Genomic DNA, 25,760 nt, shown 5'->3' with positions numbered 1-25,760 from the left:
TGCGCAATGATGTTTTCCAGCGCTTGCGCCGCGCTGGCCAGATCCCCCCGGTTTACATGATTGTCTACGTCTTGCCTTATCCTGTCTTGCCATGCCCCCTGCATGATCTTCCCCGTCCAAACACCAGGCCCCCCCGGGCCTGTTCAATGCGTATCAGTCCGGCACCGGCCAATCCGGCAGGCGCTCGTCCTCAATTCCATAGCCAAAGTGATCTGCCCAAGGACGCAGCACGTCCATGATCGGCGCCAGGTGGCGTTCGTACCGGCGCCAGCGCCCACTGGCGCGGCGATAGAGCGGTTCGGTCACCTGGGAATAGCTGGCGCTCGACACCAGCCCGCGATCGCGCGCGGCGCGGGTATGATCGATGCGGTCGGCCGGATAGGCCAGCCCGGCCCAGTCGAACAACGGACGCAGCACGCGCTCGGAATCCTCCACCAGCCGTTCATAGACGACCGTTGCCACCGGCAGATCGAACAGCGCGCGGGCCTTTTCCCAATGGGCGAAGGTCAGGTCATACAGCGCAGCGGCATCGTCCAGATCGAGGAAGTTGGCCATCGCGCTGTTGGTGCGGAAGTGGGTGAGGTAACAGCTGAGCACGACATCACAGGGATGGCGCAACGACAGCACGAACCGCGCATCGGGAAACAGGCGACGGATGATCGCCACCTTGTTGAGATGCAGCGGCTGCTTGTCGACCACGATGCGGCCCGAGCAATCACCGCACAGCGCATCGACCTTGGCAAAATAGGCATCGCGGGCCGCGGCCACCTGTGCCGGGCTCGCCTGGTCGAGCGCGGCCACGCCGCCCAGCGCGGCCTCTGCCTCGACGATGAACGGCTCTTCCTCCAGCACCGCCACATCGGGATCGGCCATCAGCAGCGTATCGAGCAGGGTAGTGCCCGATCGCGGAAAGCCCACCAGAAACAGTGGGCTGGCGCGCGGCGAGGGCGGCGGTGGCGGGGTCCAGCCCGCCAGCCATGCTGGCGACAGCTGCGCCGCGGCCTGCGCAATCGCCTCGCGATAGGCGCGTGCCCGCTCGCGCGGTGCGGTAGGATCGCTTTGCCAGTGCTCGTTCATCGCGGTGAACGCGACAAACGCCTCGTCGTGGCGACCGAGACGATCGAGCAGCAGGCCGCGCAAATGCAGCGTACGTTCGGGAGCCATTGCATCGCCGACGCGATCAAGCGCTGCGAGCGCTCCCACAGCGTCCCCGACGCGCTTGAGGTGCAATGCCTCGATAAAGGCGCGCGAGCCGTCGTCAGCGCCGACTTCCGCCGCAATCCGGGCCAAATCGGCGATTTCATCCTCGCGGTTGATGCGTTCCAGCACGGCGGCGAGCCCGGCATAGGCGCTGCCCATCGCCGGATCGAGGACAATGGCGCGGCGATAGGCCGCTTCTGCTTCGGCAAAGCGATTGGTGCGGCTGCCTTCGGCGCCAAGATCGTGATGCAATGCAGCATCGTCCGGGCTCAACCGCGCCGCCTCAGCCAGCGCCACGAAGGCGGCCGCGTCATCACCGCGGACACGGTGAATGGTATGTTCGGCGATCAGCAGCTTGGCATCATCGGGCCACAGCTGACGGGCCTGCGCCAGGTCACGCTCTGCCGCGTCCAGTTCGCCGGCGGCAACCAGGACATTGACGAGATTGACGCGGATCGGCGGCGAATCCGGGGCCAGTTGCACGGCGCGGCGCAGCGCGCTGATCGCCCCGGTTAGGTCGCCAGCCGCTTCCAGGGCATTGCCCAGGTTGTTCCAGGCGCTCCAGTCTTGTTCGGCCGCCGCCACGACGATGCGGTAATAGGCGATGGCAGCCGCGGCATCGCCCAGTTCCAATGCGACGGCACCACCCAGCCGCGCCAGGCGAAGGCTGCGGTCGGCCCGCGCCAGCGCCGGCGTGATCAGTGCCAAGGCACGCGCCAGGTCGCCCGTGCGATAGAGGGATTCGGCCAGGTTGGTCCTGACGGTCATATCGTCAGGGCGCTGGCCATGCGCCGTTTCCAGATAGGGAATGGCCCGTAGCGGCTGCCCGCGCATGGCCTCGATCGCGCCAGCCAGCGCCGCCAGCACCGGATCGCGCGGCGCGGCGGCCACGGCCCGTGCCGCCAGCAGCGCGGCCTCGTCCAGCCGGCCACGCCGCGCGGTGTCGGCAATGGCCTGGAGCGAGGGCGGGGGAAGCTGGGTCTGCATCATCTATCCTGTGGTCGGCAATCGGGCGCATCGCGCCCAGCCTGCCAGTGTGGCAGCGCTGGCGCCGGGCTCAAGGCAAAAAAAGTGGCGACGCACTTTCGCGCGCCGCCACTTCGGTCAGGTCACGTGAGGACTATCAGAAGTCGAGCGTGATGCTCGAGTAGAGATAGCGGCCCAGCGAGTCGTAGGTGCCCGGGTAGGTGTTGCCGTTGCAATACACCGAAGCGCAGGCGTTGCCGGTCGGGCCCGACGTCACCAGCGGCGGGTCACGATCGAAGATGTTGTTCACACCAAAGCGCAGCGTAGCCTTGCCCTGGATGCGGGTGGAAACAGCCAGATCGAAGTAGCTCTGGGTCGGGATATGCGAGTTGAAGTCGCGATAGTTGCCGGCCAGCGTGCTCGACGGGTTCTTGTATTCCACGTCGACGCTGTCGAAGTAACGCCACTGCACCGAGACGTTGAAGCCAGCCTTGGTGTCGAGGCCAACGCGCAGCTTGTGACGCCACACCGGACGCGGGCTGCCGCAGGTCACGCCATAGTAGCCGGCGCAATCATAGAGAGCGGTCAGACCGTTATCGACCTGGTACTTGTCGAGGTAGGTCGCAACGAAGCTGATCGTGCCACGGCCCAGGCCGCCCAGCGCGTGGGCGTAGTTGCCGTTGAACTCGAAGCCCTTGGTCGTCACGCCACCGACGTTCACCGGGGTGTCGGTCACGTAGCCGTCCGAGGTCAGCCACAGCGAACCAGCCGCGTTGCGGTGGATAAGGCCGCAAGCCGTCGGGTTGAGGTCGGTGGTGCACGCCGCGAGGATCGCGTCGGCGCCGTAACCCTGGATCGCCTTCTTCAGCTTGATGTCGAAGTAGTCGACGCTGAAGCTGAAGCCCGGGACGAACGAGGGCTGCAGGATCACACCCACGGTCTTGGTGGTCGCGACTTCAGGACGCAGCAAGCCGTTGCCGCCCAGGTAGCCGTTGTACTGGCCTGCCGGGTTGGAAACGACCTTCTGGCCAACCTTCAGGCCCTGCAGCAAGCAGCCCTGGTCGGCCGCCGTCAGCACCTTGTCCGCGCACGGATCGGTCGAGCCATCGAGGCCGACGTAGTTGGGCGAGAACAGTTCCTGGATGTTGGGAGCGCGAACCGCACGGTTGACCGAGCCACGGATACGCAGATCGCGAACCGGAGCGAAGTCGGCGCCGATCTTCCAGGTGTTGGTGTTGAACACCTGGCCGTTCGACACGCTGTAGTGCGAGTAGCGATAGCCCAGGTTCAGGCTGAGGTTGTAGATGAAGCCATCCTGGACCAGCGGCACTTCGGCTTCGCTGATGAACTCGGTAACCTTGTACGAACCGCTGACCGAAAGGGTCGGCGCGCCCTGGCCGGTGAGATCGCCGGTCTGGAATTCGTTGTCGGTCTTGAGGTCAAGCGATTCACGACGGTGTTCCACGCCCAGCGCGATGCTGATGCCGTCCGAGGCAAGCGGGCTCTTGATGCCCATCTGGCCAAGGTCGCCGGTCAGCTGGCCGCTGAGCACCTGTTCGGTGGTGTGGCCACGCTGGAAGCCCGAAGCGTTGAGGTAGTTGAGCGCAGCAGGCGAGACCTGGCCGCTGAACACGTTGTAGGGAACGCAGTTCGGATCGCCACCGGTGAGGACCGAGCGGCACACCGTCTGGCCATTGGCCGGATTGGTGACAGCGTCGAGCGCATTGGTCAGGCGCGCAGCCGAGAACTCGTTGGTGTAGATCTGCGAGTAGTTGACGCGGCCGTACTGGTAATAGGCGTCATAGCTCCAGCCCTTGCCGAGTTCGCCGCGCGAACCGATCAGGGTGCGGAATGCCTGGTGCTCCAGATCGCTCTGGCGCGGACCGCCTTCGACGTTGCGGCGCAGCAGCTGCATGTAAGCCAGGTTGTAGGGCGCGCCGGTGGTCGGATCGATCTTGTTGATCGCGCCGGGGGCAGGCGTGCCGTAAACGTTGGTATAGGCAGCCGGGGTCAGCGGATAGTTGCCGACGTAACCGACGATGAGGTTGCTGGGGTTGCAGATCTGAGCCTTCTGCGAAGCCGACATCATCGGGTTGTCGCAGTTGATGGTCAGCGTGTTGCCGAAGTCACCCGACGGCGCGATCTGCGCCACGGTGCGGTCATCCATGAACATGAATTCCATGTACGGATGGATCGCCGAATTGACTTCGTAATCGACGAAGGCGCCGGCGGTGTAGCGTTCATCCGGACGCTGGAAGTAGTTCAGCGGCGCGAAGTTGTAACGCGTGCTGGCGTTGGGCGTGAGAGTGCCCGGGCCAAGCGCGCCAAAGGTCGACGACGACGAACCGGCCGGCGTGAACAGGATGTTGCCGGTGGCCGAGGTGGCCGAACCGCCGCACTGCAGCGTGGTCTTGTTGGCGTTCTGCACGGTGCAGGCGCTGTAGTCGCGCTTGGACTGCAGGATCGGGTTCACCTTGCGGTAGCCGAAATAGGCCATCGCATGGCCCTGGCCATCCGCAAACTTGGTACCGAACGAGATCGTGGTGTCGAAGTTGCCACCGTCGGCAACGCTGCCGCGCGGATAGCCATAGCCCGACAGGCCCTGGTTGGTGCGCTTGTCGAGCAGCGACGGGGTGACCGAGTTGCGGTTGTTGTGCTGGTAGAAGCCGTAGTTCGCATCGACGCGCAGGCCGGTGAACTCGGTATCGAGCACGAAGTTGACGACGCCGGCGACCGCGTCGGCACCGTAGGTGGCCGAAGCACCACCGGTCAGCACGTCAACGCGCTTGACCAGCGAAGCCGGCACGAAGTTCAAGTCGGCAGCCGAGCTGGTCACGTCACCAGGCATGAGGCGGCGGCCGTTGACCAGCACCAGGGTGCGCGAGGCGCCGAGACCGCGAAGGTCGACCGTGGCGGTACCAGTTGCACCATTGGCCAGCGTCGAGGACTGCGCCGCGAACACCTGCGGCAGCGAGTTGAGCAGGTCTTCGGTCTTGGTCGTGCCCTGCAGCTTGATGTCTTCCGACGTCAGGCTGGTGATCGGCGCGGTCGAGGTGAGGTTCGGCGAAGCGATGCGCGAACCGGTGACGACGATGGTCTGGCCCGCATCGGCGGGCGCGGCATCGGCCGGGGCGGCGGCGTCTTGCGCAAAGGCAGGCGCAGCCAGCGAAGCGATGGCAAGCGCAAGGCCTGCTGCACCGACGCGATAGGCGGTGGTGTTGATCTTGGTCACTGTTCAGTCCCTTCTGGAGGCAGCCGACCAGTTTGGCTGCCAGGAGCGACAATCCCGGCTTTCCAAAGCAGGCCCGGCCCTTTTGCGAGGGCAGGACGATGCAGCGTTCCACGAAAGCCGGGACCGATGCCGTCTTGTGCGAGATTTTTCGTCGCAAATGAAAGCAGCTTCTCACCGCCCCCCACAAAACGTTTCACTCATGTTGCAACGAAGCAACATGAGTAGCCACCAACCGCAAACATCGCGAAATTTATGCAAATCACAGAGGCATCAAAGCCACATTTCGTTTCAACTGTGTCGGAAATTTGCCCAAGGCCACCGTCGCGGAGCACGTTGTCCAGACGCAAAAAAGGCCGGGTCTGGGTGACCCGGCCTGATCAAGGCCACAGCGATGTGACCCTGCGGCAAAGAATGGCCCGGCGCGCTCCCCGCGGGAAGACGCGCCGGGCCTGCTATCAGAAGTTGGCCGTGACGCGCGCGAAGAAGCTGCGGCCCATCACGTCATAGACGGTCGGGAAGGTGCTGCCCGCCACCGAGGTGGCGCCGCTGGTGTCACCCACGATCGGGGGCTGCTTGTCGAACACGTTGAGCACGCCGAGCGAGAAGGTGTACTTGTCGTTCACGCGGATCGTGGCGGTTTCGTCAAAGTAGCTGACGGCCGGGATGCGGTTGGTCTGGATCTGCGTGTCGGCATCCTCGCTCACCTGGCCGATCAGGCGCCAGCGGGTGGAGAGATCAACGTTCTTCCAGCCCAGGCCCAGCGTTGCCACGTGCTTCCACTTCGGCGTGGGAATGTCGCAATCCGCACCAAAGCGGCCGGCGCACTGGATCACGCTGCCGCCCACCACCTGATAGTTGGTGATGACGTAGGTGCCGGCAAAGTCGAAGCCATAGTGGAAGCCGCTGCGGCTGCCGCGATGGAAGTTCACGCCGAAGTCGAGACCGCGCGTGCGCAGCGCCGCCACGTTGGCATAGAGCGTATCGACGCCCGCCGTCAGGCCACCCGACAGCGAACCATCGACCGTGCTGCGGTGAATGCCCTGGCAATAGGGATTGGTCGGATCACCCGAGGCAAAGCACTGCGCCACGACCACCGAGGTGGAGTTGGTGACGATCGCATTGGCGATCTTGATGTCATAGTAGTCCGCAGTCAGCGACAGGCCACGCACCTGCGCCGGTTCGATCACCACACCGGCGGTGATGGTGTTCGACTTTTCCGGCTTGAGGTTGGTGTTGCCGCCATAGAAGGCATTGACCTGACCCGAGATCGGACCGGAAATCAAGCCGTTGGTCAACTGCGCCTGGGTGGCGCCCTGGGCGAGGCACAGTGCCGCGGTGGTGCCGGTCACGCCCGAACCGGCGCAGGGATCGGTACCGAGGTTGCCGGTGCCCAGGGTCTTGGGCAGGTACAGCTCATAGAGGTTGGGCGCACGCACCGAACGCTGGAAATTGGCGCGGAACTTGAGGCCCTGCACCGGCGCATAGTCGGCCCCGAACTTGTAGGCCGAAACCCCGCCCGAGATCGAGTAATCCGAATAGCGGTAGCCGGTTTCAACATCGAGCGCCTGGATGCCAGGCTTGTCCTGGACGAGCGGCATCTTGAACTCGGCGTAGACTTCCTTGACGTTGTAGCTCTTGTTCGGGATGTTGAAGCCCTGGCCGTAATAGATCAGGTCACCCGAGGCGTAATCGTCGCTGACTTCGATATCGGCGGTTTCGCGGCGATAGGTCACGCCCAGCGAGATGGCGGCCGGGTTGGCGGCAAACGGGCTGCGCAGGAATTTGACGTCGCCCGAAACGTTGCCTTCGGCCACGAACTGGGTGGTGCGATCGTCTTCCGTCGCGTTGCGCAGCACATAGGACAGCGCATTCTGCGTAATGCCGTTGGCCGAGAACAGATCGATCGGCACGCAACCCTGCGCGCGTGCATCGGCACTGCGGCACATAGCGCCGCCATTGCCGTCAGACACGGCGTCAAGCGCATTGGTCAGCGCCGAATAGGACAGGTCGTTTTCCAGCAGCGTGTGCTTGTGCACCTGGGCATACTGCACCGAGGTGTCGAACTTCAGGCCGGTATCGAAGAAATCGCCACGCAGGCCGGCCAGGGCCTGCCAGGTTTCGTTGGTGTGGGTTTCGATGCGGCCGCCGGCCTCGGTGATGCGGCGGCGGATGCTGATGGTCGAGCTGCCGTCGGAATTGATCTGCAACTGCGGATTGGCAGCCTTGTCGAAGAAGGCTTCCTGCTCGGCCGCGCTGAGGTAGGGGTTGTCGGAATAGACGTTGAACGGATAGCCCGCCGTCGCCGTCGGCGCGAGGGTCTGGACCGTCTTGGTGTGCTGGTACGAAGCCCAGCCATACAGCTCGACCTTGTCGCTGACGTCGTAGTTCCACATCGCCATGCCGCCATAGCGTTCGAACGGCGTCTGCGCGTAGTTGATCGGGTTGTAGTTATAGGTGCCGTAGTTGCTGGTCAGGCCGCCAGCGGCGGTAACCTGCTGCAATCCGCCGCCCGGAATCGAAAACAGCGTGGGCGTGGTGTTGGACGAGCCGCAGCTTTGCGACAGGTCTTCCGAGCACAGCGTGCGACTGGAAAAGTCGCGCGCGGCAAACTTGACGCCATCGCGCTTGGAATAGTTGGTCGACAGGATCAGGTGGCCGCGATCGCCGATGTTGAACCCGCCGGTAAGGCTGGCATCATACTGGGCGCCATCGCCATAGCCGGTGACCTGGCTGCCGGCGTCAAGCTTGAGGCCGGTGAACTTGTCGTCGAGCACGAAGTTGACCACGCCCGAAACGGCGTCGGAACCATAGACCGCCGAGGCACCGCCGGTCAGAACCTGAACGTTCTTGATCAGCGCGGTGGGGATCTGGTTGACGTCGACCGAGCCGGTGGCGTCATAGACCGGCAGGCGCTTGCCATTGAGCAGGACCAGCGTGCGCTGCGAACCCAGGCCGCGCAGATCGAGCGTGGCCGAGCCATCGCCCGGGTTGTTGCTGGCGCCGTTGAGGCCGGCCGAAAACTGCGGGTTGACGCTGAGGATCTGCTCGACCGTGACGGTGTTCACCGACTTGATCGAATCCGCGCTGATCACCGAAACCGGGCTCGATGCCGTCAGGTCAGGGCGCTCGATGCGCGAGCCCGTAACGATGATTTCGCTGCCGGGGGCATCCGTGGCATCAGCCGCGGCGGTGGTGGGCAGGGCCGTGGGGGCAGCATCCTGGGCGAAGGCGGGGCTGGCCAGCGAGGCCAGCGCCATGGCCAGGCTGGCAACGCCAGCATAGTGCAAGGACGAGGGGGTCTTGATCACGATCTATGTCCCTTGTGGGGGGCCGGCGCCCCGCAAAAGAGATCGCGAGACACCGGCCGAGAGCGACAATCCCGACATTCCAGTGCAGCGGTCTGAAAGTTCCAAACCGCTGCCCAGTTCCACGAAGGACGGGACCGATGGCGCGGTTTGTTGTGAGATTTCGGCTGGCTTGAAAGCCGATTGTGCGGAGCCAAAATAAATGGCTTCACTTGTGTGACAATGCGACAACAGTATTCGCAAATACATGAAATTTAATGGTTTAATGTCGAAATATTACGTGCATATCGGCAACAGTCATTTTCTAATGAAACCATATTACCTGTTGGAGAGCACCACCGCAGCCGGCGCCGCGATACTGTCAGCCAAGGAACAGCAGCGGGTCCAGCCGGCGCATCACTGTGCCCATTTGCCACGCCAGGGCCCAGTGCAGATGCGGGCCGGTGGCGCGCCCGGTCATGCCAACGGTGCCGAGCGGCTGGCCGCGCGAAACGGCCTCGCCCATGCCCACAAGATGGCTGCTGCAATGCAGGAACGCGCTGCCCAGGCCCATGCCGTGGTCCAGCATCAGCAGGCGCCCTTCCAGCGTGAATGGCGCCTCTGCCGCCAGCACGACGACACCATCGGCCGGCGCCACGAACGGAGTGCCGGTGGGCGAGGCCATGTCCAGCCCGCCGTGATAGGCGCCGGGTTGCCCGCGATAGATCCGCTGTGCGCCGAATCGGCCGGAAAAGCGCCCGGGCGCCGGCCGCACCATGGTTTGCCGCCAGCCCTGGGCCGTGGTGCGCAGCGCCCGCGCTGCATCTATCTGCGCGCGTTCGCTGGCGCGGCGGGCAAGGAATTCGGCATCGGGCACGCCGGGCTGGCGCAGCGGCGCATCGACCCGTTCGATCTGCCAATCGCGCGGCGCCACGGAGAGCGGCACCTGGCTAACCGCGCCGGCACTGTCGGTGATTGTCAGCATGCTCGTGGCGGGCGCATCGCGATCAAACCCGATCAGGAACCCGCGATCGCTGGCCAGCGGCAGCGGCACGCCGTCAAGCGCCAGGGCTGCCGCGCTGGCCGGCGCTACCCCGCGCAGCCAGCCACCCTGCGACAGGCGCGCGGCCCAATCGGGCGGCAGCGCGACGCTGGCCTGGGCCAAGGCACGCAGCGGGCTGGCCAGCCCCGGCAGCGCCAAGGCCGCCATCCCGCCCGCCATCACGGCGCGGCGGGTCAGGCCGGTCATCTCAGCCGGCCTGGCCGAGCAAACGCCGGGTGGCGATTTCCGGGGTGGCATAGGCTTCCTGCAGTTCCGCACTCCAATAGCGCAGTGCATCGAGCGGGATCGGCACGCCGCTGACGGCGCAGATCACGTGATCGCCCGCCGAAAGCTGGCGAAACGTTCCGGGCAGATAGTGCAGGCGCGCCAGGCGGCCGGTGGGAGTCATCAACATGACAGCGGTTTTACGCCCTGCCGCCGGCCTTGGCAAATCACAGCAGCTTGGGCTGCACGCTTTCCGCCGTACCGCGCGGGCGGCTGGCGGGGCGGGCGGCGGCTGGGGGCTGGGCCGGGGACACCTCGCCCGCCGTCACGTCCAGCGTGCCATCGGCGAATTTCAGCGTCAGCGCCTCACGCGCCGCTGCCGTGGCGCGGTCCTTCACGACATGGCCATCGCGGTCGGTCACCAGGACATAGCCGCGCTGCAACGGCGCTTCGGGATCGAGCGAACGGCGCAGGCGATCGAGCGCCTCCACCCGGCCGCGCGCGTGTTCGATCCGCTGCAATAGCGCCTCGGGCCGCAGGCGGTGCGCTGCCAATCGTTCGCGTTCGCGCCCCAGGCGCTGGGTGAGCAGAGCAGGGCGCAGCGCACCACCGTGGCGGGCGAGCACCCCGGCAGCAATCTCGGTGCGATGCACCAGCGCGCGGCGCAGCCGGTCCGACAGGTCATCCAGCCGCTGGCTCTGCGGGCTGAGCAGGGCCTGGGCGGTGGGCAGGCGCTGGCTGCGCACCTCCAGCCGCTCGCGCGCATGGGCCAGCAGGCGCGCCAGGGCACGGCCGCGGCGAGCCTGCAGGTCGTGGACCTGTGCCGCCAGTTCGGCGCGCACCGGCACGGCGATTTCAGCCGCCGCCGTGGGCGTGGGCGCGCGCAGGTCGGCCGCGAAATCGGCAAGCGTGGTGTCGGTTTCGTGGCCCACGGCGCTGATCACGGGAATCGTGCTGGCCGCAATCGCGCGCACCACCTCTTCCTCGTTGAAGCTCCACAGGTCTTCGATCGACCCACCACCACGCGCCACGATAACCACGTCGGGGCGCGGCACCGGCCCGCCTGGGGCCAGATCGGAAAAGCCGCGCACCGCCGCTGCCACTTGTGCGGCCGCGCCCTGGCCTTGGACCAGCACCGGCCAGACCACGACATGGCTGGGAAAGCGATCCGACAGGCGGTGCAGGATATCGCGGATCACCGCCCCGGTGGGGGAAGTGACCACGCCGATCACGCGCGGCAGGAACGGCAGGGCCCGCTTGCGCGCCCGGTCGAACAGCCCTTCTGCTTCCAGCCGCGCCTTGGTCTTGGCCAGCAGCGCCAGCAGCGCGCCTTCGCCGGCAATCTCCATGCGATCGACCACGATCTGGTAATTCGAGCGGCCGGGATAGGTCGTCAGCTTGCCGGTGGCGATCACTTCCACGCCGTCTTCGGGCATGAAGCCCAGGCGCTGCGCATTGCCGCGCCACATCACCCCGTCGAGCCGCGCGCCTTCGTCCTTCAGCGACATGTAGAGGTGGCCCGAGGCCGCGCGCTTCACCCCGGAAAGCTCGCCCCGCACGCGCACGAAGCCGAACCGATCCTCCACCGTGCGCTTGAGCTGGGCAGAAATCTCGGAGATCGACAGGGCCGGGGCGTTGTCGCCGGCGCGTTCGCTCGCTAGGAGCCCGTCCTTGCGAAAGTCATCGTCGTCATTGGGCGCGGAAGGGAAGGCCATGCATATCCTGTTGTTGGGTTCGGGCGGGCGCGAACATGCCCTGGCCTGGAAACTGGCCCAATCCCCGCTGTGCAGCAAGCTCTATGCGGCGCCCGGCAATCCCGGCATCGCCCAGGACGCGCAGCTCGTGGCGCTCGATGCCACCGATCATGCCGCCGTCATCGCGTTTTGCAGCGAGCAGCGCATCGGTCTGGTGGTGATCGGGCCGGAAGCGCCGCTGGTCGATGGCTTGGCCGATTCGCTGCGCGGCGAAGGCATTCCCGTGTTCGGGCCGAGCAAGGCCGCCGCCCAGCTCGAAGGGTCCAAGGGCTTTACCAAGGACCTGTGCGCCAAGGCCGGCATTCCCACCGCCGGCTATGTCCGCGCTACCAGCGCGCAGGCCGCGCACCAGGCGCTCGACCAGTTCGGCGCGCCAGTGGTGATCAAGGCCGATGGCCTGGCCGCCGGCAAGGGCGTGGTCGTGGCGATGACCATGGACGAAGCCCGCGCCGCGGTTGACGACATGTTCGACGGCCAGTTCGGCGAAGCCGGCGCCGAAGTGGTGATCGAGGAATTCCTCGAAGGCGAGGAAGCCAGCTTCTTTGCCCTGACCGACGGCGCCACCGTGCTGCCGCTGGCCTCGGCCCAGGATCACAAGCGCGTTGGCGATGGCGATACCGGCCCCAACACCGGCGGCATGGGCGCCTATAGCCCGGCCCGCGTGCTGACCCCGGCACTGGAAGCCCAGGCCATGGCGCAGATCATCGTACCCACGGTCAAGGCCATGCAGGATGCCGGCACGCCCTATTCCGGCGTGCTCTATGCCGGACTGATGCTCACGGCCAAGGGTCCGCAGCTGATCGAATACAACGCCCGCTTTGGTGACCCGGAATGCCAGGTGCTGATGCTGCGGCTGGAAACCGATCTGGTCGAACTGCTGCTGGCCTGCGCGGAAAACCGCCTGTCATCGGTCGAGCCGCCGCGCTTCAGCAGCGATCCGGCACTGACCGTGGTGATGGCTGCGCGGGGCTATCCCGGCACGCCGAAGAAGGGCGGCGCGATCCACGGCATCGCCGCGGCCGAAGGCACCGGCGCCAAGGTGTTTCACGCCGGCACCGCGCTGGGCGCCGATGGCCAGCTCGTGTCCAGCGGTGGCCGCGTGCTCAACGTGACGGCGCGCGGCAAGACCGTGCGCGCGGCGCGAGATGCTGCCTATGCCGCTGTCGATGCACTGGATTTCGCCGATGGCTTCTGCCGCCGCGATATCGGCTGGCGCGAGATTGCCCGCGAAGGGGCCTGATCGCCGGTTGCCTGCCCCGCGCTGATCGTTCAGCGCGGCGCCACGACCTGCCACGCGGCGATGTTGCTGGGCGTCTTGGCCGTTGTCGGCAAGGCGATCGGGCGCAGCCATGAGGGCGGCGTGCCGGCCAGCAGCGCGGCGGCCAGGCCATGGGGCGCCTGACGGCGATAGAGGTGCATCTCGGGCGCCACGGTGCACACCACCACCAGCGTGGCGTGGCGCTTGGCCACATAGGCGCGCGCCTGTTCGGGATCGGCCAGGAAGCCATGCATCACATCGCTGATCGCGGCAGCGGCGCGGTGATGCCCGGTGGCGACCACGCGCTGGTGCGTGCGCAGCAGGATATCGGGGCCGATGTCGACCGGGGCAAAGATATCGGTGGCAGGCATTGCCGCCAGCGCACCCACGCCACGATCGAAATCGCATCCGCGCAGGCTGCCCATGGCAAAGTCGCGATCGGCAGGCGGATGGCCCAGCTTGGCCCAGGCCGTCTCGCCCAGCGCGATCGGCAGGATTGGCAATGCCGCCAGCAGCATCAGCACATTGATGCCCATGCGGCGCGCGGAGCTGGTCTGCGCTACGGCCACCAGGCGCCATTGCCGCACCTGCCAGGCCGCAGGCAGGATGGCGATGCCCACCGCCGTGGCCATCGCCCGACTGACCATCGCCCCCACCGCCACGGCGCCGAGCAGGACCAGGCCATGCTGCACCCAGCGCAGCCGCTCCGGCATGGATGGCGCGCTCTGGATCAGGCGCCAGCAGGCCCACAGCCCCAGCGGCACCGCACCGATCAGCGCGATCGCATTGTGCAGCGTGGTTTCCCAGATCGGGCGCCCTTCGCGCACGTTGTCCAGCCAATGGCTTTTCACATAGGGATCAAGCCCACCGAAGGCGCCCGTGGCGCATTGTGGGGCGGCCAGCGCGACGATGGCGGCCGCGCCGCCGGCGGCGATAGCCAGCACGCCCAGTGCCACAAGACGTGAAGCCGGGCGCTGGGAAGGGCGCCACCACGCCAGGCCGGCGCCGCACAGCGCCACCCAGCCGAGCGCGGCGATGTGCATCGGGGAGACGGCATCGCAATGTTCGACCATGTCGCGAAGGCCACGGCAGGCCAGGAACAGGCCGGCGGTGCCCAGCGCCAGCGCCACCGCCGCATGGCCCAGCCGCTGCCACTGCCCATCGAGCAGTGCACGCACGGCAACCACGCCGATGAACAGCGCGGTGAGCGGTAGGCCTTCCAGCGAAACAGTGAGCCCGGCGGCCAGCGCCAGGCCGAGCACCCAGCCGCCACGACGCGGATCGCGCGCATGCAGCCCGACCACGGCACCCAGCGCAGAAACGATCTGCCAGCCATGGTGATCGATGCGCAGCGGCTGCATCTGGTGCAGCACGATGCCCGAAAGCCCGACGATGATGCCGGCCGCCACGGCAGTGTCGCAGCCGAACAGGCGGTTGGCCGCGTGCATCGCCAAGGCCACCGTGCACAGCACGGTCAGCGCCGGAACGATCACCGCCGCGGCAATTTCTGCGTTGGCCGTGCCCAGCAGCGGGCGCAAGGCCAGGATCACTGCCGCCAGCGGCAGATCGACCAGCCGCGACCAGTGCATCAGCACGCCTTCTGGCGCCATGATGCGGTACTGGTGCAGATCGAACCACGCCTGCCCGCTCAGCAGATCGCGCACCTGCACCAGACGCAGCACATCATCGGGATCGCCCATGCGCATGCCGGGAATATCGCGCGCAAAGATCAGGAGTTGCAGCCCCACGATCAGCGCCCAGATGCCCAGCACCATCCACCAGCGCAGCGGCGCGCTGGTCGTGGCACCGGGTGGGGGCGGGAACGAGGTATCATCGGGAGCAGGGGAAACGCGATCGGCGCGCACCGGAGCCAGCACGGTCATCAGCGAAACACCACCTGCTTACGCAGCACCCATGTAGCGGCAAAGCTCAGCGCGATGGCCACGATCTTGGCCGTGCGCGGATCAAGCCCCAGCTGCACCATGCCGCCCACCACCAGCGTGGTGATCGCCAGGCCGACCAGCGCCGATCCCACGAATAGCGCCTGCTGCCGCAGCCGCGCCGGGCCCGATGCGGCGACGTTCTCGGCAAAGACCGCGCGGCTCGACAGCAACCAGTGCGCGGCAATGCCCAGGGCATAGCCCAGCGCCGAAGCCGCCATGGCCGGCACGCCCAGCGCCAGCAGCGCCAGGAAACTGCCGATATCCACCGCCAGCGCCCCCACGCTGGCCAGGATATAGCGCACCAGCGTGTGCTGGCCCAATCGCTGAAACAGGGGCATGATCATCGCCGTCATTGCCGTCTATCGCCTTTCGGCCAAGAATTACCGCACGGAAAACCGTCAGACCATCAGGCGGCGCGGCGATCCGGCGCCGCGGCGATGCGTTCGGGAACCTGGCGCACCGATGCCAGCGCGGCAGCCTGGTCGGGCGTGACCGGGCGGGTGCTGGGCAGGCCCGTGTCCGCGCCTTCGGCCCCGGCCTCGTGATACTCGGCGTCTTCGTTGACGCACCAGGTGTCATAGAGGCGGCGCTCGGCCACGATGTTTTCCACCGTCAGCATCGCGGTCATCATCGCGTGATCCTGATTGTTGTAGCGGTGCATGCCGTTGCGGCCCACCAGGTGCAGCGTGGGATAGGCCGCTTCCAGTTCGGTGCGCATCGCCGCAACATTGGCGGCATAGCTATCGTCATAGACCGGATAGGCCTTTTCCTGGCGCACCACCACGCCGCCGATCACCTGGTCGGGCTGCACCAGGCCCAGGATCTGCATCTCGCGCGTGGCAAGGGCGATCAGGTCAGCATCGCTCGATGCCCACAGATCGTCGCCTTCAAAGCAGAAGTATTCCAGGCCCACGCAGGCCACGCTGTCGTCGGGCACCATTTCGGGCGACCACGAGCGGAAGTTCTGGATGCGGCCGACCTGGACCTTGCTGTCGTGGATATAGATCCAGTTGTCGGGGAACAGGTCTTCCGAGCGGATCTTGAGCGCCACGGTCAGGAAATCGCGGTACTTGAGGTCGTTGGCCTCGATCGTGGTCTGCGGCAGCGGATGCATCCGGGCTGCCAGCTCGCGCATCGGGGCCGAGGAAATCGCATGGCGGGCGCGGATCATGGTTTCGCCGCCTTCGGCCGGCGTGGCGCTCAGGCGCCAGCCGCCCTGGCCATCGCTGGCCAGCTGCTTCATCGCGTGGCCCATCAGGATATGGCCGCCCTTGGCGAGAATCTTGTCCCGCGCGGCTTCCCACATCATGCCCGGCCCGAGGCGCGGATAGCGGAAGGTTTCCAAGAGCGTCTTGGTCGCCATGCCATCGTTGGGCTTCTTGTTGAGTCCCAGGCTGCGCTTGAACCCATCGAGCACGGCCGCGCCGAGCGAGAGCCCCTTGATGCGCTGCGCGGCCCAGTCGGCGCTCATCTCGTTGCAGGGCATGCCCCAGACCTTCTCGGTATAGGTCTTGAAGAAGATCGAATAGAGCTTCTGCCCGAACTGGTTGGTGGTCCAATCCTCGAAGCTGCGCACGGTCTTCTTGGGGAAGGCCTTGGCCTTCACATAGCTGGCCATGCACAGGGTGGAGCGCACGATGCCGAGGTTGAACAGCGCCTCGAACGCGCGCAGCGGATAGGAATAGAATTTGCCCTCGTAGTAGATCCGGCTCATCCGCGGGCGCTGGATGAAGTCATCAGGCAGGATCTCGTTCCACAGATCGACCACCGCCTGCGATTTGGAAAAGAAGCGATGGCCGCCGATATCAAAGCGATAGCCTTCGTGTTCCACCGTGCGGCTGATCCCGCCGACATAGCGGGTGTCCTTCTCGATGATCGCCACCGAAAGCCCCTGCTTGGTCAGCAGGTAGCCGGCGGTCAGGCCCGCTGGGCCTGCACCGATGATCGCCACATCGACATCGTACTGACGGCCTTCATCCCCCGAAGTGCCCACCACGTTAACCATCCCATGCCCCCGTCCAAGCGGATTCGCTGATGCCCTCGGGATGAAGGAAAATGGATAAGGGACAGTTAACGTTAAGCAGTTCTTGCCGGATGTTGCAGGGGTTTCCCCGATTGGGCAGAGCGCGGGACAGGCCCACGCCGGGGCTCAATCGGGCTGGCCCTTGCGACGCGCGGCATCAGACAGCGCCTGGCTCAGCTGCAACGGCGCGGAAATGCGCGCCAGTTCATCCAGCTTGAAGGTCTGTTCGAACACCAGGCCATAACGCGGGTGGTTGCGCCAGCGCACCTTGGCATAGATCGAGGGCATTACCCCGGTATCCAGGCGCACCAGTTCGTGCACCATCAACCATTTTTCGCATTCGATGCAGGCGCCCTGCTGCGAAATGTCGTGAAACTGCACGTGCACGCTTTCGCCGCCGGAATGCAGCACGGCATCAAGCATCAGGCGCAGCCGCACCTGGCGGCGCGGATAGGCGCCGTCGCGCTCGTCGATCAGGCGCTGCACGTCGATTTCCTGCAGGAACTGCAGGCCGGCATGATCGCCGGTGGTCCACACCAGGCGCGCCGCATGGCGATCGCCGTTGCCCAGCTCGATCGCCAGGGTCTGGTGATCGGGAATGGGGGTGAACAGGCGAATCTTGACGCCGGTGGCCGAGGCATCGCGCAGGATGCACAGAAACTCGCCGCCATCGACGATCAGCTTGGCCGCGCGAATCAGCAGCGTGAAACGGGGCGCGGCGCGCATGTCGGCGCCGGCCGATGCGTCAGCACCGGCCGATGGGGCGGCGATGTCTTGCCCGGGTTCCTCGGGCAGATCGTTGCGCTGGGCCACTGCCCTGATCTCCAATTGCGTGCGTTCCCCCTTTGGCCGGGCGCACACGAACCCGGTATTGTTCATCTTATCCACCAAGTCTTGCCCGAGCGTTACCCTTATTTGCGGTATTCGTGCAAAAACACTTTCTCTTCGCACGGCAACGCGCGCGGCCGGTGACGGTGGGGAACCGCTAGATATGCCAAGTTCCTTGACTTTTCGTCCGCGCCTACCTAGCTGCACGCTTTCCCCGATCATTTCCATTTTTCGGAGTGCCCATGGCGCGCGTTACCGTCGAAGATTGCGTCGACAAGGTTTCCAACCGTTTCGATCTGGTTCTGCTGGCCGCCGAACGCGCCCGCGCGATTTCGGGCGGTGCCGAACTGACCGTCGACCGCGACCGCGACAAGAACCCGGTCGTGGCCCTGCGTGAAATTGCCGAAGAGACGGTGCGCCCCACCATTCTCAAGGAAAACCTCATCCAGTCGCTGCAGCGCGTGCTGCCCGACGACGATGACGAAGTCGATGAAATCGGCTCGCTTTCCCAGTCGGCCGAAGCGCTGCGCATCACGGCTGCGGCGCCAGTGCGCAACACCTCGCTGGGCGCCGATTACGACGCGTAACAGGCCCTGAAATCCGGCTCAGCTGGGTTTCGGCACGATCAAGCAGGGCGCCGGGGATAATTCCACGGCGCCTTCTTGCATGTGCGCCGCACGCCCGCCACATCTGGGGCCATGGCCAACCGCGTGCCCGCCTCTCCGCGAGTGACCTCGTCGGCGAATCGCCCGTCAGGCGGCACGATCAAGGCCGTGCTCGGCCCGACCAACACCGGCAAGACCCATCTCGCGATCGAGCGGCTCTGCGCGCACTCTTCTGGCGCGATCGGCTTTCCGCTGCGCCTGCTCGCGCGCGAGGTCTATGACCGGGTCTGCGCGATCAAGGGGCCGGCGCAAGTCGCGCTGATCACCGGCGAGGAGCGAATCGAACCCAAGGGCGCGCGCTGGCTGCTGTGCACCGCCGAGGCGATGCCCGCCCGGCCCGACCTCGCTTTCGTCGCGCTCGACGAGGCGCAGCTGTCCGCCGATCCCGAACGCGGCCATATTTTCACCGATCGCCTGCTGCACGCGCGCGGGCGCGAGGAAACCATGCTGCTGGGCTCCGCCACGCTGGAGCCGATGGTCAAGGTCCTGGTGCCCGAGGCCGAAATCGTCACGCGGCCACGCTTTTCCACGCTCAGCCACGTCGGCGCCAAGAAACTCAGCCGCATTCCCCCGCGCAGCGCGATCGTCGCGTTCTCGGCCGAGCAGGTCTATGTCATGGCCGAAATGCTGCGCCGGTTTCGCGGTGGCGCGGCGGTGGTCATGGGCGCGCTAAGCCCGCAGACCCGCAACGCCCAGGTGGCGATGTACCAGTCGGGCGAGGTCGATTACCTCGTGGCGACCGACGCCGTGGGCATGGGCCTCAACCTCGATGTCGAGCATGTCGCCTTTGCTGGCCTGTCGAAATACGACGGCCATCGCCATCGCCGGCTGACCACGGCGGAAATGGCCCAGATCGCCGGGCGCGCCGGACGGCATCACAAGGACGGCACGTTCGGCACGCTGGCTGGCACGGGCGGCCGCGATCCCGAATTTACCGACGAGGAAGTCTATGCCATCGAAGAGCATCGCTTCCCCCCGCTGACCCGCCTGTTCTGGCGTGAGGCGGAGCCGCGCTTCGATACCTTGGCCACGCTCATCGCCGACCTGGAAAGCCCGCCACCGCGCCCCGAACTCGCCACCCCGCCCGAGGCGATCGACCTGGCCGTGCTGCGCCGCCTGGCCGAAGAGCCGGACGTGGCCGCCACGGTGCGGGGCGCGCGCAGCGTCGAACGCTTCTGGCATGTCTGTTCGCTGCCCGATTTCCGCCAGCAGGGCGCGGAAACCCATGCGCGGTTCGTGGCGCGGCTGTGGCAGGATCTGCGCGGCGGTTACCTTGGCGCGGATTATGTCGCCCAGGCGATTGCCCAGCTCGACAATCCCTCGGGCGATATCGACACGCTGCAAGGCCGCATCGCGGCGATTCGCAGCTGGTCCTACATTGCCCAACGGCCAGACTGGGTGCTGGCCCGCGACGAGATGGCCGCGCGCGCCCGCGCCGTGGAAACGCGCCTGTCCGATGCGCTGCACGGGCGGCTGACCGAACGCTTCGTCAACCGCCGCACCACGGTGCTGATGCGCAAGGCTGGGGCCGACGCCTCGCTGCTGCCGGTGCGCCTGGGCGACGATGGCGCCGTGCTGGTCGACGATGAAGCCATTGGCCATCTCGAAGGGTTTCGCTTCGTGGTCGATCCGCTCGCCCGCGCGGCCGATCGCAAGCTACTGCTGGCTGCGGCCGAACGGCACCTGCCGGGCCTGCTCGCCACGCGCCTGGCCGAATTGGCGAGCGACGCTGCTACCGGCAAGGATATCGCCCTCGCCGACGGGCAGGTGCAGTGGCGCGGTCTTGCCGTTGCCCGCCTCGCCAAGGGCCGCACCGTGCTTGAGCCGCGCCTCGCGCTCGAACCTGCGCTGGAGCGCGCGGGCCCGGCCGCGCGTGACAAGGTACAGGCGGCGCTGGCGCAATGGCTTGAGCAGAACCTCGCCACCGCCTTGCGACCGTTGCGCCGCCTGGCCGATGCCGCCCGCGATCCTGCGGCAGGGGCCGCGCTGCGCGCGCTGGCGCTGCACCTGGTGGAAAGCGGTGGGGTTATCGCGCGCGACCATGCCCGCCTGGAAGACCTGACACCGGCGCAGCGCGCCCTGGCGCGCCGCCTGGGCATCCAGGTTGGTGCGCTCGACGTGTTCGTGCCCGCGGCCCTGCGCGCCGCGCCGCTGGCCGCCTGGGCGGCCCTGGCCAAGGTCTGGGGCCTGGCTCCCACCGCCCCGCCGCCGAGCGGCATGACGCCGGTGCTGGCGCAAAAGGATATTCCGCTGGGCTATCGCCGCACCGGCCCGCAGGCGTTGCGCGTCGACATGGCGGAAAAGCTGCTCCATGCCGCGCACGGCGTGCGCCAGGGCGCAAAAGGCCGCCGCTTCGTGCTCGATCCGGCGCTGGCCCGTTCGATGGGCCTGTCCACCGCCGGCTATGCCAATCTGCTGCGCGCTGCCGGCTTCCGCGCCGCGATGCCGCGCCCGCTGGCCGAAGGGCAGGCCGGGCCGCCCGCACCGCCGTTGTGGGACTGGCGCCCGCCACGGCCGGCCACGCCACCGGCCAGGAACAGCAAATCCAACCAGCAGGCCTCGCGCGCGCCGGTGCAACCGGCACCGGCCAGCGGCGCCTTTGCCGCGCTGGCCACGTTGCTGCGATAAAGGAAAAGCGATCACGAGGGAGGAGCAATGCGGATAGACAAGTTGCTGTGGTTCCTGCGCTTTGCCGGCAGCCGGGGGCTTGCCCAGGGTTGGGTGGAAGAAGGGCACATTCGCCTCAACGGCCGCCGCGTGGAACGCTGCAGCGCGGGCGTGAAAACCGGCGATGTCCTGGTCCTGCCCTTGCGCAATTCGGTGCGCGTGATCGAGATTATCACCCTTCCGGCACGCCGCGGGCCTGCCCTTGAGGCACAAGGATGCTATCGGGTGCTTGACGCGGCGCCCCTCGCGCCTCTAGCACGGCCCGAAATCGAGCCTTGAGGAAATACCCACAGCATGACTTACGTCGTCACCGATGCCTGCATCCGCTGCAAGTACATGGACTGCGTGGAAGTGTGTCCTGTCGACTGCTTCTATGAAGGCGACAACATGCTGGTGATCAACCCCAGCGAATGCATCGACTGCGGCGTGTGCGAACCGGAATGCCCCGCCGAAGCGATCCTGCCCGACACCGAAAGCGGGCTGGAGCAGTGGCTGGAGCTGAACACCAAGTATTCTGCCGAATGGCCGAATATCACGACCAAGAAGGACGCGCCGGCCGATGCCGACGCCTGGAAGGGCGTGGAAAACAAGTTCGAAACCCAGTTCTCGCCCGAGCCGGGCGAAGGGGACTGAGCGAACCGGCAACCGCGCCAGGGGTGATTCGCGCCCCTTTGTCGCGCGGCTGATTGCGCCAGACGGGGCTTGATCCATGCCCCGATCCAGCGCCGGAAATCGGGCTGCCCCGGCTTTTTGGCCGGGCGCGGCCAAAAGGCGCATGCCTTTTGCTGTCTCGGCTCTGGTAATTTTGCCACAATGCTGCTATATAGCCATCAAGCGCCGGGCAAATCCTTTGCCGGGCGCCCTTTTTGTTACGAGAAGGCAGAAACAGGCGGCACACGGAAAACGCTGACGGATCGCGCTATCGGATCGCCTCGTCGATCGCAGGGCCTTGGCCGGGCTTAAAACGGTTCTTTGCCAGTTCACGCTCCCCGGGACCAGCCCCGCACCGGATCAACCAGACCGGGCAGGGTGGAGTGTCACAGGCATATTCGGTTCGCCGTCATGGTTTTTCCTAGCCGGGCATCCCGCCCCCGCCGTCCCGTCTGCCGGCGTCGAAAGGATAAGAAATGGCAGCCAAGGCTCTTGCCTTCGATGTTGGGGATTACGTCGTTTACCCGAAGCATGGTGTCGGCCGCGTGGTCGAGCTTCAGCAGGAAGAAATCGCGGGCATGAAGCTGGAGCTCTACGTGCTCCGCTTTGAAAAGGAGCGCATGACGCTTCGCGTTCCGGTCAACAAGGTCGAAGCGATCGGCATGCGCAAGCTGTCTTCGGACAAGACCCTGCGCGAAGCGCTCGATACGCTCAAGGGCAAGCCCAAGGTCAAGCGCACCATGTGGTCGCGCCGCGCCCAGGAATACGAAGCCAAGATCAACTCCGGCGACCTCGTCTCGATCGCCGAAGTGACTCGCGACTTGTTCCGCGCCGATGACCAGCCGGAACAGAGCTATTCCGAACGGCAGATCTTCGAAGCCGCGTCTTCGCGCCTGGCCCGCGAACTCGCCGCGATGGAAAAGACCGACGAGCCGGCCGCGCTCAAGAAGATCCTCGCGATCCTCAACGAGCATGCTCCCAAGTACTACGAAACGGTCTGACCGGCGCAACCTGCCGAACAGATGTTTCACGTGAAACGGGCCGCCGGAACCACCGGCGGCCTTTTTCGTTTGGCGGCGGGGCAGGGGCTGGTGCAAACGCCTGGAAGACCCGCCATTGGAAAGGCAAATGCATGTTGCGCAAGGTGATCGTCCTGACCCTTCCCCTGGCCCTGGCTGCCTGTGCGGCGCAGAACGCCGCCCCGCGCGATCCAACCCGGCCTGATCCGGCCGCCCAGGCCCAGCGTGCTCAGGCCCATGCGCAGGCGCTGGCCAAGGCGCAGGCCCGCCTGGCGAACGAGCAGGCCGCCTGCAAGAAGGGCAACCGCCGCGCTTGCGCCCGCGCCACGGCCGCGCAGGCCGTGGTCAACGATCTCAACAACCCGCAATAAGGTTTTCAGACTGCGGCCCGGCGCAGGCGATCGTTGATCGCCGCGCCGATGCCCTCATCCGGCACCGGGGCAATGGCAATACGCGGCTGACGTGCCGCTGCGCCGTCGTGTAGGCAGGCGTAGAGGCGCGCGGCCGCCTCGGCCAGGTCACCCTGGGCCGAGAGCGTGACATCGCCTGAGACCGCGCCGAAACCGATCATGAACTCGTCCGTCTGCGCGTGCTCCGCGCCCAGGCGCACCGGCTTTCCCGGGGCATAGTGGCTGGCCAGCTGGCCCGGGGCCTCGATCCCGCGCGACGGGCCTTGTTCGGCCTCCTCGCCCAGCACGGCGGCGATTTCGGCGCCGGTGATCGGGCCGGGGCGCAGCAGCGCCCAACCGCCCTCGGGCCGCAGGCCAACGATCGTCGATTCGATCCCCTGGCGGGTTTCGCCGCCATCAAGCACCAGATCCACTCGCCGCCCGAGCGAGGCAGCGACATGGGCCGCGCTGGTCGGGCTGATCGCACCGCTGCGGTTGGCCGATGGCGCAGCCAGGGGCAGGCCGGACTGGCGCAGCACCGCCTGCATCGCCGGATGCGCCGGGCAGCGCAGCGCGACGGTGGGCAGGCCGGCACTCACCGCCGGGGCCAGCCCACTGTCAGGCCGGCGCGGCACGACCAGGGTCAGCGCGCCCGGCCAGAACGCGGCCGCCAGGGCCTTGGCCCGGTCATCCAGCACCGCCAGACGCCCTGCCGCCGCCAGATCGGGCACATGCACGATCAGCGGGTTGAAATCGGGCCGCCCCTTGGCGCGATAGATACCCGCCACCGCCGCATCGCGATCGGCCCGCGCCGCCAGGCCATAGACGGTCTCGGTGGGCACGGCGACGGTTCCGCCCGCCGCCAGCACGGCGATGGCAGCCGCGACGCCATCATCGTCTGCGGGGCGGATTTCGGGCGGCAAGGGGTCGGAAAAGGGGTTGGACGTCATGGCTGCCGTCGCTATCGCGACTGCGCGCCTTTTGCAAAGCATCCCCTCAGCCGCAAAGTTGCCCACGTGATGATCGATCAGCCGCAGAGCTTGCCCGAAACGCTTCTTACCCGCATTGCCGAAGCGCTGGAGCGGCTGGCGCCGCCGGCGCCGCCCCAGGTGAACTGGTTGACCCATCCCGCCTATGTCTGGCTGGGGCAGACCGCCCGCGCGGTGGAAAGGCTGGAAGCGCCAAGCCTGCCGCTGATGCGCGGCATCGATGCGCAAAAGGCTGCAGTGGTGGACAACGTGGCGCGGCTCGCCCGTGGCGCTGCGGCACATGACATGCTGCTGTGGGGATCGCGCGGCATGGGCAAATCGGCGGTGCTGCGCGCTGCCGTCAACGCTGCCGACGCTGCCCACCCCGGCGCCATTGCCCTGGTCCAGGCCATGCCCGATGCCAGCTTGCCGCTGCTGTTTGCGCAGCTGCGCGGGGTGCCGCGCCAATTCCTGGTCCTGCTCGACGACCTTGGCTTTGATGCCGGCGATGCCGAAGGCGCGCGCCTGCTGCGTTCGTGGCTGGAAGGCGGGGTGGAAGCGCGACCGGCGAATGTGCGCCTGGCCGTGACGTCAAACCGCCGCGCGATCGTGGAGCGCCACATGAGCGAGCAGGACGATCCGATCAACCCGCGCGATGCGGTGGACGATCGCCTGGCCCTCGCTGATCGCTTTGGCCTGTCGCTGGGCTTTCATGCCTGCAACCAGGATGATTACCTGGCAATCATCGCTGGCTATTGCACCGAACTGGCGCTGCCGTTCGACGCGGGCGATGCGCTGGAATGGTCCAAGCGGCGTGGCAGCCGTTCAGGCCGCGTGGCATGGCAATATGTCAACGAACTGGCCGGTCGCGCCGGCAAGGCACTGTAAGGCCCGCGTTCATCGGCGTTCAGCGGTAGAAGATATGCCCGCCGATGGCGGCCAGGCGGGTCTTGCCCCAGGCCGGGGAAACGCGCGCGGCGTGGAAGAACAGCGCCCCTTCGACCGGGCTTTTCCAGCTGCCCTGATCGGCAATCACGGCAATGCGCGCGGCATTGGCCCAGAACCGGCTGGCGTGGTTGATCGCCGGCATCGCATGGCCGCGCACGAACGAGAACTGCGACGGCTGGAACACCACGCCGCAATAGGATGAGGGATAGCGGCCGGAATGGCTGCGCGCCACGATCACGCGGGCAACGGCCAGTTGGCCCGCCAGGCTCTCGCTCTTGGATTCAAAATAGACCGCGCCGGCCAGGCATTCGAGTTCGGCTGAAAGATTGGCCGGCACCGGCGTCGCCGCCACCAGATCGGCCAGGCTGGCGACGTTGACCGCACCGGCGGTGGCAGAGGGGGCCGGCGCCAAGGCCAGCATGCCGCGCGCCGGAGGCAGCGTGGTAGTGGCAGGGCCGGTAGAAGGAAGCGTGATGGCCCCGTTGGCGGGGCCTTCTGCCACCACGACCTGGAGATCGTGCGGGCCAGCGGGGGCGTGAACAGACAGGGCGTGAACAGGTTCCTGAGCCTGGGCAAGCGGTGCGCCCAGCAGCATTACCACGGCAAGCAGGCCGGAAAGAGCCTGGCGGGCAACGCGGAACGGATCGGTCATCAGCCATCTGCATTGGGCGGTGATCGGCCGATTGCGGCGCGCAGCA

General features: G+C 66.6%; 20 protein-coding genes. 8 read left to right on the top strand and 12 right to left on the bottom strand.

Translation table 11 applies throughout. The annotated features are described in order from the left end of the window. Positions 1–153 precede the first annotated feature (153 nt). The 6 genes from C8K14_RS08560 to xseA all read right to left on the bottom strand — a co-directional run bounded on the left by C8K14_RS08560 (position 154) and on the right by xseA (position 11,664). Entirely contained in the window at positions 154–2,190 is a 2,037-nt protein-coding gene (locus C8K14_RS08560) for a tetratricopeptide repeat-containing sulfotransferase family protein (protein ID WP_233250980.1), read from the bottom strand. Positions 2,191–2,323: 133 nt separating this feature from the next. Next, positions 2,324–5,398: a TonB-dependent receptor domain-containing protein gene (locus C8K14_RS08555; protein WP_233250979.1), complete on the bottom strand. Its 3,075-nt coding sequence runs from the start codon at positions 5,396–5,398 to the stop codon at positions 2,324–2,326. Between the two features lie 455 nt (positions 5,399–5,853). Continuing rightward, positions 5,854–8,706 (bottom strand): TonB-dependent receptor domain-containing protein, encoded by a 2,853-nt coding sequence (locus tag C8K14_RS08550; protein WP_233250978.1) that lies wholly within the window; start codon positions 8,704–8,706, stop codon positions 5,854–5,856. 358 nt (positions 8,707–9,064) lie between these two features. Next, the gene (locus C8K14_RS08545) at positions 9,065–9,931 is read right to left on the bottom strand and encodes a M23 family metallopeptidase (protein ID WP_107716378.1); all 867 of its coding nucleotides are present in this window, start codon (positions 9,929–9,931) and stop codon (positions 9,065–9,067) included. Between the two features lies 1 nt (position 9,932). Then, complete coding sequence (locus C8K14_RS08540; protein WP_107716377.1) at positions 9,933–10,139, bottom strand: DUF2093 domain-containing protein; 207 nt, start codon at positions 10,137–10,139, stop codon at positions 9,933–9,935. A gap of 37 nt (positions 10,140–10,176) precedes the next feature. Beyond that, positions 10,177–11,664, bottom strand: coding sequence for an exodeoxyribonuclease VII large subunit (xseA, locus tag C8K14_RS08535; RefSeq protein ID WP_107716376.1), 1,488 nt, complete (start codon positions 11,662–11,664; stop codon positions 10,177–10,179). Here xseA and purD point away from each other — a divergent pair. Further along, entirely contained in the window at positions 11,663–12,943 is a 1,281-nt protein-coding gene (purD, locus tag C8K14_RS08530) for a phosphoribosylamine--glycine ligase (RefSeq protein ID WP_107716375.1), read from the top strand. The two genes, xseA and purD, sit on opposite strands and share 2 nt — an antisense overlap. A 29-nt stretch (positions 12,944–12,972) precedes the next feature. On the opposite strand, the gene C8K14_RS08525 is transcribed toward purD, so the two are convergent. The 4 genes from C8K14_RS08525 to C8K14_RS08510 form a co-directional block, all read right to left on the bottom strand. Next, positions 12,973–14,844, bottom strand: a complete 1,872-nt coding sequence (locus C8K14_RS08525) for a hypothetical protein (protein ID WP_107716374.1) — start codon at positions 14,842–14,844, stop codon at positions 12,973–12,975. Continuing rightward, a complete protein-coding gene (locus C8K14_RS08520) occupies positions 14,844–15,257 on the bottom strand; it encodes a GtrA family protein (protein WP_054131670.1) in 414 nt (137 codons plus the stop codon). Before C8K14_RS08520 ends, C8K14_RS08525 begins: the two co-directional genes overlap by 1 nt. 53 nt (positions 15,258–15,310) lie before the next feature. Then, positions 15,311–16,909 (bottom strand): NAD(P)/FAD-dependent oxidoreductase, encoded by a 1,599-nt coding sequence (locus C8K14_RS08515; RefSeq protein ID WP_107716373.1) that lies wholly within the window; start codon positions 16,907–16,909, stop codon positions 15,311–15,313. A gap of 144 nt (positions 16,910–17,053) precedes the next feature. After that, positions 17,054–17,740 (bottom strand): PilZ domain-containing protein, encoded by a 687-nt coding sequence (locus tag C8K14_RS08510; RefSeq protein ID WP_107716512.1) that lies wholly within the window; start codon positions 17,738–17,740, stop codon positions 17,054–17,056. Positions 17,741–17,997: 257 nt separating this feature from the next. On the opposite strand from C8K14_RS08510, the gene rpoZ reads away from it, so the two are divergent. From rpoZ to C8K14_RS08480, 6 genes are all read left to right on the top strand, one after another. Further along, the gene (rpoZ, locus tag C8K14_RS08505) at positions 17,998–18,342 is read left to right on the top strand and encodes a DNA-directed RNA polymerase subunit omega (protein ID WP_022677787.1); all 345 of its coding nucleotides are present in this window, start codon (positions 17,998–18,000) and stop codon (positions 18,340–18,342) included. Between the two features lie 111 nt (positions 18,343–18,453). Then, a complete protein-coding gene (locus C8K14_RS08500; RefSeq protein ID WP_107716372.1) occupies positions 18,454–21,048 on the top strand; it encodes a helicase-related protein in 2,595 nt (864 codons plus the stop codon). Between the two features lie 27 nt (positions 21,049–21,075). Then, entirely contained in the window at positions 21,076–21,366 is a 291-nt protein-coding gene (locus C8K14_RS08495; RefSeq protein ID WP_107716371.1) for an RNA-binding S4 domain-containing protein, read from the top strand. Positions 21,367–21,381: 15 nt separating this feature from the next. Beyond that, the gene (fdxA, locus tag C8K14_RS08490) at positions 21,382–21,720 is read left to right on the top strand and encodes a ferredoxin FdxA (RefSeq protein ID WP_022675318.1); all 339 of its coding nucleotides are present in this window, start codon (positions 21,382–21,384) and stop codon (positions 21,718–21,720) included. A 494-nt stretch (positions 21,721–22,214) separates the two neighbouring features. Next, complete coding sequence (locus C8K14_RS08485; RefSeq protein WP_022675317.1) at positions 22,215–22,739, top strand: CarD family transcriptional regulator; 525 nt, start codon at positions 22,215–22,217, stop codon at positions 22,737–22,739. 131 nt (positions 22,740–22,870) lie between these two features. Beyond that, positions 22,871–23,128 carry a hypothetical protein gene (locus C8K14_RS08480; protein ID WP_062783256.1) on the top strand — a complete coding sequence of 86 codons (258 nt, stop codon included), beginning with the start codon at positions 22,871–22,873 and terminating at the stop codon, positions 23,126–23,128. Positions 23,129–23,133: 5 nt separating this feature from the next. Here C8K14_RS08480 and C8K14_RS08475 read toward each other — a convergent pair whose 3' ends face one another. Next, complete coding sequence (locus tag C8K14_RS08475; RefSeq protein WP_107716370.1) at positions 23,134–24,096, bottom strand: L-threonylcarbamoyladenylate synthase; 963 nt, start codon at positions 24,094–24,096, stop codon at positions 23,134–23,136. Positions 24,097–24,165: 69 nt separating this feature from the next. Between C8K14_RS08475 and C8K14_RS08470 the strand changes: the two genes are divergently transcribed. Beyond that, positions 24,166–25,002: a DUF815 domain-containing protein gene (locus C8K14_RS08470; RefSeq protein WP_107716369.1), complete on the top strand. Its 837-nt coding sequence runs from the start codon at positions 24,166–24,168 to the stop codon at positions 25,000–25,002. 19 nt (positions 25,003–25,021) lie between these two features. Here the strand turns inward: C8K14_RS08470 and C8K14_RS08465 are convergent, their stop codons facing one another. Next, positions 25,022–25,714 carry a cell wall hydrolase gene (locus C8K14_RS08465; protein ID WP_022676476.1) on the bottom strand — a complete coding sequence of 231 codons (693 nt, stop codon included), beginning with the start codon at positions 25,712–25,714 and terminating at the stop codon, positions 25,022–25,024. Positions 25,715–25,760: the final 46 nt, after the last annotated feature.

Origin of the sequence: Novosphingobium sp. GV079 (genome assembly GCF_003058045.1) — a bacterium.
Taxonomy (GTDB): Bacteria; Pseudomonadota; Alphaproteobacteria; order Sphingomonadales; family Sphingomonadaceae; genus Novosphingobium; species Novosphingobium capsulatum.
The sequence above is the reverse complement of the archived record's forward strand: the minus strand, read 5'-3'. Positions and strand labels throughout refer to the sequence as shown.